Origin of the sequence: Microbacterium sp. (assembly GCF_035277845.1) — a bacterium.
In the GTDB taxonomy this organism is placed as follows: domain Bacteria; phylum Actinomycetota; class Actinomycetes; order Actinomycetales; family Microbacteriaceae; genus Microbacterium.
In genome coordinates this window covers 1-10,273 of record NZ_DATEJS010000190.1, presented here as the reverse complement: position 1 = coordinate 10,273, position 10,273 = coordinate 1, and the positions used below count along the sequence as shown (strand labels likewise).

Below are 10,273 nucleotides of genomic sequence, written 5' to 3'. Positions count from 1 at the left end.
CCGGTCGGACCGAGGAACAGGAACGAGCCCGTCGGCCGGTTCGGGTCGCTGATGCCCGCGCGCGAGCGGCGCACGGCATCCGACACCGCGGCGACGGCCTCCTTCTGGCCGATCAGGCGCTTGCCCAGCTCGGACTCCAGGCGCAGCAGCTTCTCGGTCTCGCCCTGCATGAGGCGGCCGAGCGGGATGCCGGTCCAGGCCGAGATCACGGCGGCGATGTCCTCGTCGGTGACCTGGTCGTTGACCATGCGGTCCTCGGTGCTCTCGGCGCGCTCGGCGGCCGCGACCTCGCGCTCGAGGCCCGGGATCTCGCCGTACAGCAGCCGGGACGCCTTCTCCAGGTTCCCCTGGCGCTGTGCGAGCTCGGCCTCGACGCGCGCCTTGTCGAGACGGTTCTTCAGCTCGCCCACGCGGTTGAGCGATGCACGCTCGCGCTCCCACCGCGCCTGCAGGTCGGAGAGCCGCGCCTGCTCCGCGGACAGGTCGGTGCGCAGCGCCTCGAGGCGCTCCTTGGAGGCGGCATCCTTCTCGCGCTTCAGGGCGAGCTCCTCGAGCTTCAGCCGGTCGACGTGCCGGCGCAGCTCGTCGATCTCGACCGGGGCCGAGTCGATCTCCATGCGCAGGCGCGACGCGGCCTCGTCGATCAGGTCGATCGCCTTGTCCGGCAGCTGGCGGCTCGGCAGGTAGCGGTGCGACAGGGATGCCGCGGCCACCAGGGCGCCGTCGGCGATGGCCACCTTGTGGTGGGCCTCGTAGCGCTCCTTGAGCCCGCGCAGGATCGCGACGGTGTCCTCGACCGAGGGCTCGCCGACGTACACCTGCTGGAAGCGGCGCTCCAGGGCGGCATCCTTCTCGATGAACTCGCGGTACTCGTCGAGCGTGGTGGCGCCGATGAGGCGCAGCTCGCCGCGCGCGAGCATGGGCTTGAGCATGTTGGATGCCGCGACCGACCCCTCGCCGCCGCCGGCGCCCATGAGCACGTGCAGCTCGTCGATGAAGGTGATCACGCGGCCCTCGGACTCGGTGATCTCCTTGAGCACCGACTTCAGGCGCTCCTCGAACTGGCCGCGGTACATGGCACCGGCGACGAGCGCGGAGATGTCGAGGGTGACGAGCTCCTTGTCCTTCAGGGACTCGGCGACGTCGCCCGCGACGATGCGCTGGGCGAGTCCTTCGACGACGGCGGTCTTGCCGACGCCGGGTTCCCCGATGAGCACCGGGTTGTTCTTGGTGCGCCGGGTCAGCACCTGGCTGACACGGCGGATCTCGCTGTCTCGCCCGATCACGGGGTCGAGCTTGCCCTCGCGGGCACGATCGGTCAGGTTGATGCCGAACTGCTCGAGGGCGCTTTGGGACTCCTCCTGCCCCGGCTGCTGGGTTGCGTTCATCTGTCTCCTTGAAACTGGCCGACTCAAAGTTGAGTCGTTATGGCTCAAGTTTAGCAGAGCCCCCGATTGCGCTCAAGAGCGGCCGGCCCGTCGTGAAATGACGAGGAGACACGAGAAGACGACGGCATGCGGCATCCTGAGCGTCATTTCGGCTCCGAGCGTGATTTCGGCTCGGGATGCCCGGGGCGGGGCCAGGAGGGCGGGCCCCGTTGCGCAGCACGGCGCGCGTCTATCCTCTGGCTATGAGCGGTTCTGCGACGGGTCCTCAGGCGCCCGTGAACGTCCCCCTGGCGATGCTGATCGGGATCGGCACGCTGTCCGTGTTCGCGAGCGGTGCCGTCTGGCTCGGCACCTCGGCGAACGTCGCCGACGCCTCCGTGCAGCCCTGGAGCGTCATCAACCCGATGACCGCGGCGTGGATCGTGGTGCTGTTCTGGATCGGCATCCTCTGCCTCGTCGGCAGCCTCGTCGTCGCGGCCGTGCAGGTCGGCCTCGAGCGGATGCTGAGTCAGGCGGCCGCGTCCGCCACCCCGCCCGCTCCTGGTTCAGAAACAGGAGCGGACGCGAAAACAGGACGGGATGCGGCATCCTGATCCGGATTCCGGCTCACCGCGCGTTCTCAGAACAGGATGCGCCCGCAGCCGACACCCCGCGCAACGCGGAAGACCCCCGGGGCATCCCCGGGGGTCTTCCGCTGCGGCGGCGGCTTACGCCTCGCCGCGCTTGATCAGCTTGCCGGTGGGCGTGCGGCCGTCGACGGTGCCGCCGCGCAGCACGGTGCGGCGCACGACGCCGGAGAGCTCCTTGCCGGCGTAGGCCGACACGGGGTTCTTGTGGTGGAGCTTGGCCTTGTCGACCACGAACGTCGCCTCGGGTGCGAAGACGGCGAAGTCCGCGTCGTTGCCGACGGCGATGGCACCCTTGCGCTGCAGGCCCGACACCTTGACGGGACCGGTGGTCATCCAGCCGACGACCTGCTCGAGCGGGATGCCGCGCGTCTGCGCCTGCGTCCACACCAGCGGCAGGCCGAGCTGCAGCGATGAGATGCCGCCCCAGGCGGTGGCGAAGTCGCCGCCGGCGGGCTCCTTGAGGTCGACCGTGGCGGGCGAGTGGTCCGACACGATGCAGTCGATGACGCCCTCTTCGAGGCCCTGCCACAGCAGGTCGCGGTTGGACTCCTCGCGGATCGGCGGGCAGCACTTGAACGCGGTGGCGCCGTCGGGGATCTCCTCGGCGGTGAGCGTCAGGTAGTGCGGGCAGGTCTCAACGGTCAGGCGCACGCCCTCGGCCTTGGCCGCGCGGATCTGCTCGAGCGAGTCCGACGACGACAGGTGCAGGATGTGCGCGCGGGCGCCGGTGGCGCGGGCGCGGTCGATGACGTCCTTGATGCCGGTGTTCTCGGCGTCGCGGGGGCGGGATGCCAGGAAGTCGTCGTAGTGCGCGCCCGGCGTCTGCGGGGCGTCCTCGATGACGTGCGCGTCTTCGGCGTGCACGATCAGCAGCGAGTCGAAGTTCTTCAGCTCCGCCATGTCGGTGGCGACCTCGTCGAGCGACAGCGGCGGGAACTCGTCGACGCCCGACGGCAGCAGGAAGCACTTGAACCCGAACACGCCCTCGTCGTGCAGCGGGTGCAGCTGCGCGGTGTTGCCGGGGATCGCGCCGCCCCAGAAGCCCACGTCGACGTGCGCCTGGTCGCGGGCGACATCCTGCTTGGTGTGCAGGGCCTCGACGTCGACGGTCGGGGGGATGCTGTTCAGCGGCATGTCGATGATCGTCGTCACACCGCCGGCGGCGGCGGCGCGGGTCGCGGAGGCGAAGCCCTCCCACTCGGTGCGGCCGGGCTCGTTGACGTGCACGTGGCTGTCGACGAGGCCGGGAAGCAGCACCTCGTCGTCGGCCAGGTCGATCACCTCGGCGCCGGAGAGGCCCGCGCCGAGCGGCTCGACCGCGGCGATGACGCCGTCGCGCACGCCGACCTCACGAGGGCCGAAACCGTCCGCGGTGAGCACGCGCGCGCCGCGGAGAACGAGGTCGTAGGTGTCTGTCATGAGTGGCCTCCCTGGGCGATTGCAGCGACGTCCGCGGCGATGCGGGCGCCGATCTCGGTGACGAACCGGCCGGCTTCCGCGATGGCGGTGGGCACGTCCGGGGCGATGTCGGTGAGCGCGTACGTCCGGGCGAACCCGGCCTCGCTCAGCTGTTCGGGGGTGAGCAGGGTGCGCCCGCAGATCGCGATCACCGGCACGCCGGCATCCTTCGCGACCTGGGCGACGCCGATCGGCGCCTTGCCGCCGAGGCTCTGCTCGTCGAGGCTGCCCTCGCCGGTGATGACGAGGTCGGCGGATGCCACCCGGGCGGCGAGCCCGGTGAGCTCCTGCACCACCTCGACGCCGGGCCGGCGCTCGGCGCCGAGCACGGCCATGGCCGCGTAGCCGACGCCGCCGGCACCGCCGGCACCCGGGGCGTCCACGACGTCGCGGACGCCGGGCTGCGTCACGAGCAGCGCGGCGTAGTGGCCGAGGGCGGCATCCAGCAGCGCGACATCCTGCGGGGTGGCACCCTTCTGCGGGGCGAAGACGGCGGGGGCGCCGCGCTCGCCGAGGAGGGGGTTGTCGACGTCGCCGGCGAGCACGACGTGCGCGTGCGTCAGGCGGTCGTCGAGGTCGGAGAGGTCGACGGAGGCGAGGTCGGCGAGCGCCGCGCCGCCCGGCGCGACCTCACGGCCGTTCACGTCGGTCAGCCGGGCGCCGAGCGCCTGCAGCATGCCGGCGCCGCCGTCGGTGCAGGCGCTGCCGCCCACGCCGAGGATGATCGTGGTGCAGCCGTGGTCGAGGGCGGCCCGGATGAGGTCGCCCGTGCCGCGGCTCGTCGCGGTCAGGGGGGCGAGGATGCCGCCCGGCAGCACGTCGAGGCCGGATGCCGCGGCCATCTCGATGATCGCCTGATCGTCCTTGACCGCGAACTGCGCCGTGACGGACCCCGAGGTGGGGCCCGTCACGGTCGCGTTCACGGCGGTGAACCCGACGGCGAGGGCGGCCGCTACGGTGCCCTCCCCGCCGTCGGCCACCGGAACCGCGTCGACGTGGATACCGGCATCGGCATTCCGGATCCCCTCGGCGAGCGCCGACGCGACCTCGGACCCGGTCAAGGAGCCCTTGAACTTGTCCGAAGCGATGAGAATTCGCATGATTCCAGCGTGTCCCGGTCTCAGTCGAGCAGGGCGTAGATCGCCTCGGGCGCGTCGGCAGCCGACGTGGCGAGGTCCTCGAACTCGTTCATGGTGTCGAGGTCGGCGCCCATCGCGATGTTGGTGACGCGCTCGAGGATCACCTCGACGACCACCGGCACCTGGAACTCGTCGCGCAGGCGCGCCGCCTCGGCGAACCCGGCGGCGAGGTCTTCGGGACGCTCGACCCGCAGGGCCTTGCAGCCCAGACCCTCGGCGACCTTGACGTGGTCGACGCCGTAGCCGGTGGCGATGGACTCGGAGTCCTGCGGGGTGTTGACGTTGTCGAACGCCAGGGACACCTCGTAGTCCATCTCGAAGCCGCGCTGCGACTGGCGGATGAGACCCAGGTAGCTGTTGTTGACCACGACGTGGATGTACGGCAGCTTGTGCTGCGCGCCCACGGCGAGCTCCTCGATCATGAACTGGAAGTCGTAGTCGCCCGAGAGCGCGACGACCTGCTCGCCCGGCTTGCCGCGCACGACGCCGAGGGCCGCGGGGCCCGTCCAGCCGAGCGGACCGGCCTGGCCGGCGTTGATCCACTTGCGCGGGCCGTACACGTGCAGCAGCTGCGCGCCGGCGATCTGCGAGAGGCCGATCGTGGTGACGAAGGTGGTCTCGCGGTCGAACGCGGTCAGCATCTCCTGGTAGACGCGGTGCGGCTTCATCGGCACGTTGTCGAAGTTGGTCTTGCGCTGCAGGCGCGCCTTGCGGTCGCGGCACTCCTGGGCCCAGCCGTTGTAGTCGGGCAGCTCGGCGACCCGGTCGCGGGCGGCCTCGAGCAGGGCGTCGATGAACGCGCCGGCGTCGGAGACCACACCGTAGTCGGGCGCGAACACGCGGCCGATCTGGGTGGGCTCGATGTCGACGTGCACGAACGTGCGGCCCTTGCGGTAGGTGTCGAGGCCGCCGGTGTGGCGGTTCGCCCAGCGGTTGCCGATGCCCAGCACGAAGTCGGACTCGAGGAAGCTCGCGTTGCCGTAGCGCTGCGAGGTCTGGATGCCGACGAGGCCCGCGGCGAGCGGGTGGTCGTCGGCGATCGCGCCCCAGCCCATGAGGGTCGGGAACACGGGCACGCCCAGCGTCTCGGCGAGCTCGACGAGCTTCGCGGAGGCCCCCGAGTTCACGATGCCGCCGCCGGCGATGATCGCGGGGTGCGAGGCTGCGACGAGCATGTCGAGCACCTTCTCGGCCTGCGCGCGCGTGGCGACGGGCTTGGCGACCGGCAGCGGCTCGTAGGTGTCGATGTCGAACTCGATCTCGGTCATCTGCACGTCGAACGGCAGGTCGATGAGCACCGGGCCGGGGCGGCCGGAGCGCATGATCTGGAACGCCGACTGGAAGACGCCGGGAACCTGCGCGCCCTCGAGCACCGTCTTCGCGAACTTCGTGACCGGCTTCGCGATGGAGGCGATGTCGACGGCCTGGAAGTCCTCCTTGTCGAGCTTCGCGACCGGCGCCTGGCCGGTGATGCACAGCATCGGGATGGAGTCGGCGATCGCGGCGTAGAGGCCGGTGATCATGTCGGTGCCGGCGGGGCCCGAGGTGCCGAGGCACACGCCGATGCGGCCGTCGGCCGTGCGGCTGTAGCCGTCGGCCATGTGCGAGGCGCCCTCGACGTGGCGGGCGAGGGTGTGCCGGATGCCGCCGTTGGCGCGCATCGCGGAGTAGAGGGGGTTGATGGCAGCGCCCGGCAGGCCGAACGCCTCGTCGGCGCCCTCCTTGATCAGGATCTGCACGATGGCGTCGACGGCGCGCATGCGGGTCATGGGATGTCTCCTTGTTGTTCGGTACCGGTCGTTGAGCGAGCGAAGCGAGTCGAAACGTGATAACCTCGCGGGGCCATGTGCGTTTCGTCTCGGCCCTGGCGGGCCGGCTCAACGACCGGGCAAGATCAGTCGCGACCGGCGAGCTCGTTGGTGAGCTTGAAGAGGCCGGAGTGGTCGAGGCCGCCGTCGCCGCGGGCGACGAGCGAGGTCACGAGCTGTGCGACGGCGGAGCCGAGCGGCACGGTGATGCCGGCCTGGCGGGCCGCTGCGGTGACGATGCCCAGATCCTTGTTGTGGAGGGCGAGGCGGAAGCCGGGGGCGAAGTCGCGGTCGAGCATCTTCTGCCCCTTCTGGTCGAGGACCTTGGAGCCGGCCAGGCCGCCCCCGAGGACCTTCAGCGCCGCGTCCGTGTCGACGCCGAAGGCCTCGAGGAAGACGACAGCCTCAGCGAGCGCCTGGATGTTGACGGCGACGATGAGCTGGTTGGCGGCCTTGACCGTCTGGCCGGCGCCCGAGGGGCCGACGTGGACGATGGTCTTGCCGATGGCGTTCAGCACCGGCTCCGCCTTGGCGAAGTCGGCTTCGGAGCCACCGGTCATGATGGACAGCACGCCGTCGATGGCGCCCTGCTCACCACCCGAGACGGGGGCGTCGACCGCGCCGAAGCCGGCGGCGACGGCCTCCGCGGCGAGCTCCTTGGCGACGTCCGGGCGGATGGAGGAGTTGTCGATCCACAGTGCGCCGGCCTTCGCGTTGGCGAAGACGCCGTCGGGGCCCTGCACGACGGCGGCCACGTCCGGGGAGTCGGGAACCATCGTGATGACGACATCGGCGTCCTTCACGGCATCCGCGATGCTCGTGGCGCCCTGGCCGCCGGCCGCGACGAGCTTGTCGATCGCCGGCTGGCTGCGGTTGTAGCCGGTGACGGTGAAGCCGCCCTTGACGAGGTTCTCGGCCATGGGCAGGCCCATGATCCCGAGGCCGATGAATGCAACGTTGGTCATAGTTCTCGCTCCTTCAGCGTGGTCTGTGCGGGGCGCGGATCAGGCGCGGGTCCAGGCGAACGGGTCGGCCTGGGTGGGCTTGTACTCGAGGCCGATGACGCCTGCGTAGCCGCCGGCGCGGGCGTCGGCGATCCAGTCGTCCAGCGGCAGGTCGCCCGTCCCGGGCTCGCCGCGGCCGGGGGCGTCGGCGATCTGGATGTGGCCGAAGTCGGCGGCGTGCGCGGCGATCACGGCGGGCACGTCGTCGCCGTTGACGGCGAGGTGGTAGTAGTCGGCGAGGAGCTTGACGTTGTCGACGCCCTCCTCGTCCTTGACGCGCTCGATGATCGCCAGCGCGTCGGCCGCCGTCTTCAGCGGGTAGGTGTCCATGCCGGAGACCGGCTCGAGCAGCACGATGCCGCCGATCTTCGCGACCGCGCGGCCCGCCGCGGCGAGGTTCTTGACGGCCAGGTCGTCCTGAGCCTGCGGGTCGACGCCCTCGAGGCGGTTGCCGTACAGGGCGTTGAACGCCTTGGTGCCCAGACGCTCGCCGATGCCGACGACCACGTCGATGTTGTCCGCGAACTCGTCCTCACGGCCGACCCACGACACGAGGCCGCGGTCGCCGCCGCCCATGTTGCCGGCGAAGAAGTTCAGGCCGGTGAGCTGCACGTCGGCATCCTGCACGGCGTTGACGAAGGCATCCACCTCGCCGTCGCTCGGCACAGCCTCGGAGAAGGGCCACCAGAACTCGACGGCATCGTAGCCGGCAGCCTTGACGGCGGCGGGGCGCTCAAGCAGCGGGAGCTCCGTGAGGATGATCGAGCAGTTGACCGTGTACGTCATCGTCGTCACTTTCTGTGTCTCCTCCGTAGTTTTCACTATACGGAAGTGGATTCTTGCCTGATGAAACTCTACGTCATGGGCGGCGGCTGCGTCAAGACCCCGCGAAGCACGAAGGCCCGGGCTCCCCCGAGGGAGAGTCACCGGGCCGTCGCGCACCGCATGGGACGTCTCAGGTGAGCTTGATCTGGCGGTTCATGTCCTTGTACAGCAGGTAGCGGAAGTCCTCCGGACCACCCGCGTAGCAGGCCTGCGGGCAGAACGCGCGCAGCAGCATGTAGTCGCCGGCCTCGACCTCGACCCAATCGTCGTTGAGGCGGTAGACGGCCTTGCCCTGCAGCACGAACAGGCCGTGCTCCATGATGTGCGTCTCGGCGAACGGGATGGACCCGCCCGGCTTGAAGGTGACGATGTTCACCTGCATGTCGTGCGCCATGTCGCTCGCGTCCGAGAAGCGCGTGGTCGCCCACACGTCATCGGTGTCCGGCATCGAGACGGGCTCGATGTCCTGGTCGCGGGTGACGAACGACGCCGGGGCGGGAATGCCCTCGAGGTACTCGTAGGCCTTCCGGATCCAGTGGAAGCTGGTCAGGTCGGAGCCCTCGTTCGCCAGCGACCACTCGGACTCCGGCGAGATGAAGGCGTAGCCGCCCTCGCCGAGCACGTGCCGCTCGCCGTCCAGAGTCAGGGTCAGCTCGCCGGTGGTGACGAACAGCACGCTCTCCACGCCCTTCTCGGGTTCGGGCTTGGCGGCGGCGCCCCCGGGCCCGATCTCGACGATCAGCTGCGAGAACGTCTGCGCGGAGCTCGGCGTCGGCCGGGCGATGATCCACGCGCGCGTCTCGGTGAAGCCGGGAAGGCTGCTGGTGACGATGTCGCGCAGCACGCCCTTCGGGATGACCGTGTAGGCCAGCTTGACGACGGCGCGATCGGTGAGCAGGTCGGTCTGCGGGGGCAGCCCGCCGGCCGGGGTGTAGTAACCCATGTGCGATCCCTTTCGATGGGTGGAACGGAGGTCAGGCGGCAGCCCGACGCGGGTGGGCGAGCGCGGTCAGCTCGGCCTCGGAGATGCCGACGTCGGCCTGCACCTCGTCGGCGCCGATGGCACCGCACTGTACGCCGCGCAGCACGAACCAGGCCAGGGCCCGGGCGGTCGCCGGCTCGTCGAGCACGGCGCCGACCGTCTTCTGCAGGTAGTTGCGCAGGCGCACGGCCGAGGCCGGGTAGCCCTCCCGGTAGAACGCGTAGGTCGCGATGTAGCGGGTCGCCAGGTTGTGGGCGTGCATGTCCCAGCCCTGGTAGATGCCGCGCTCGAGCGACCGGCGCACCAGTCGCGCGTGCAGCGCCCACGCCTCCTCGGCGCGATCACCGACGGGCAGGATGTTGGTCGAGCCGTCCGAGATGCGGATGCCGGTGCCTGCGGCGGCGAGCTGCATGACCTCCTTGGCGAGGTCGGCGACCGGGTGCTCCATGGACTGGTAGCGCGCCGAGATGCCGAGCGAGGCGCTGTAGTCGTACGTGCCGTAGTGGAACGCGGTGATGCGTCCCGGCACGGCGACCGGCAGCTCTGCCAGGGGCGACCGGCCGTTCGCGCCGAGGATCAGCTGCGGCGTCTCCACCTGCACCTCGAACCGGATGCGGCCCTCGGGCAGGCCGTGCACGCGCTCGATGGCGGCGGCGGCATCCGCCATCGCCTCGACCTGCGCGACCGTCGACACCTTCGGCAGCGTCAGCGTGAGGCCGTCGGGCAGTCCGCCGTTGTCGACGAGCCCGCCCAGGAACACGTCGAGTGTCCGCAGTCCGCGGGCGCGGGTGGGCGCCTCGAAGCACTTGAACCGGATGCCGATGAACGGCGCCGCGATGCCGGATGCCACGGACTCGGCGACGAGCTTCGCCGCGCGGGCGGCATCCTCGTCCTCGACCGCGCCGCGGTCGCCGTAGCCGTCCTCGAAGTCGAGGCGGATGTCCTCGATGGGCTCGGAGGCGAGCTTGTCGGCGACGCGGGATGCCACGGCGGGCACGTCCGCGGCCTGCACGCCCACGCGCGAGGCGAGGGCGGCGAGG

9 protein-coding genes are annotated in these 10,273 nt (G+C 70.6%); 1 reads left to right on the top strand and 8 read right to left on the bottom strand.

Annotated elements, in window-relative coordinates; translation table 11 throughout:
- The coding region (locus VJR25_RS08085) for an AAA family ATPase (RefSeq protein WP_324114373.1) at positions 1 to 1,388 on the bottom strand (1,388 nt) is incomplete at its 3' end.
- Positions 1,389 to 1,630: 242 nt separating this feature from the next.
- Here VJR25_RS08085 and VJR25_RS08080 point away from each other — a divergent pair.
- The gene (locus tag VJR25_RS08080) at positions 1,631 to 1,981 is read left to right on the top strand and encodes a hypothetical protein (RefSeq protein WP_324114371.1); all 351 of its coding nucleotides are present in this window, start codon (positions 1,631 to 1,633) and stop codon (positions 1,979 to 1,981) included.
- 114 nt (positions 1,982 to 2,095) lie between these two features.
- Here the strand turns inward: VJR25_RS08080 and allB are convergent, their stop codons facing one another.
- The 7 genes from allB to VJR25_RS08045 all read right to left on the bottom strand — a co-directional run.
- Positions 2,096 to 3,436: an allantoinase AllB gene (gene allB / locus VJR25_RS08075; protein WP_324114369.1), complete on the bottom strand. Its 1,341-nt coding sequence runs from the start codon at positions 3,434 to 3,436 to the stop codon at positions 2,096 to 2,098.
- Positions 3,433 to 4,575, bottom strand: a complete 1,143-nt coding sequence (locus VJR25_RS08070; protein WP_324114367.1) for a glycerate kinase — start codon at positions 4,573 to 4,575, stop codon at positions 3,433 to 3,435. Before VJR25_RS08070 ends, allB begins: the two co-directional genes overlap by 4 nt.
- A 20-nt stretch (positions 4,576 to 4,595) precedes the next feature.
- Positions 4,596 to 6,383, bottom strand: a complete 1,788-nt coding sequence (gcl, locus tag VJR25_RS08065; protein ID WP_324114365.1) for a glyoxylate carboligase — start codon at positions 6,381 to 6,383, stop codon at positions 4,596 to 4,598.
- 125 nt (positions 6,384 to 6,508) lie between these two features.
- Complete coding sequence (locus VJR25_RS08060; protein WP_324114363.1) at positions 6,509 to 7,387, bottom strand: 2-hydroxy-3-oxopropionate reductase; 879 nt, start codon at positions 7,385 to 7,387, stop codon at positions 6,509 to 6,511.
- A 39-nt stretch (positions 7,388 to 7,426) separates the two neighbouring features.
- Positions 7,427 to 8,212: a hydroxypyruvate isomerase family protein gene (locus VJR25_RS08055; protein ID WP_324114375.1), complete on the bottom strand. Its 786-nt coding sequence runs from the start codon at positions 8,210 to 8,212 to the stop codon at positions 7,427 to 7,429.
- 169 nt (positions 8,213 to 8,381) lie between these two features.
- The gene (locus VJR25_RS08050) at positions 8,382 to 9,194 is read right to left on the bottom strand and encodes a bifunctional allantoicase/(S)-ureidoglycine aminohydrolase (protein WP_324114361.1); all 813 of its coding nucleotides are present in this window, start codon (positions 9,192 to 9,194) and stop codon (positions 8,382 to 8,384) included.
- A 31-nt stretch (positions 9,195 to 9,225) separates the two neighbouring features.
- Positions 9,226 to 10,273 (bottom strand): DUF6986 family protein (locus VJR25_RS08045; RefSeq protein ID WP_324114359.1); only part of this gene is annotated, 1,048 nt, incomplete at its 5' end.

Bases quoted from the DNA above. Each gene is read 5' to 3' on its own strand.
- gcl (WP_324114365.1), bottom strand. From the start codon at position 6,383: ATGACCCGCATGCGCGCCGTCGACGCCATCGTGCAGATCCTGATCAAG.
- VJR25_RS08080 (WP_324114371.1), top strand. From the start codon at position 1,631: ATGAGCGGTTCTGCGACGGGTCCTCAGGCGCCCGTGAACGTCCCCCTG.
- VJR25_RS08055 (WP_324114375.1), bottom strand. From the start codon at position 8,212: ATGACGTACACGGTCAACTGCTCGATCATCCTCACGGAGCTCCCGCTG.
- allB (WP_324114369.1), bottom strand. From the start codon at position 3,436: ATGACAGACACCTACGACCTCGTTCTCCGCGGCGCGCGCGTGCTCACC.
- VJR25_RS08070 (WP_324114367.1), bottom strand. From the start codon at position 4,575: ATGCGAATTCTCATCGCTTCGGACAAGTTCAAGGGCTCCTTGACCGGG.
- VJR25_RS08060 (WP_324114363.1), bottom strand. From the start codon at position 7,387: ATGACCAACGTTGCATTCATCGGCCTCGGGATCATGGGCCTGCCCATG.
- VJR25_RS08050 (WP_324114361.1), bottom strand. From the start codon at position 9,194: ATGGGTTACTACACCCCGGCCGGCGGGCTGCCCCCGCAGACCGACCTG.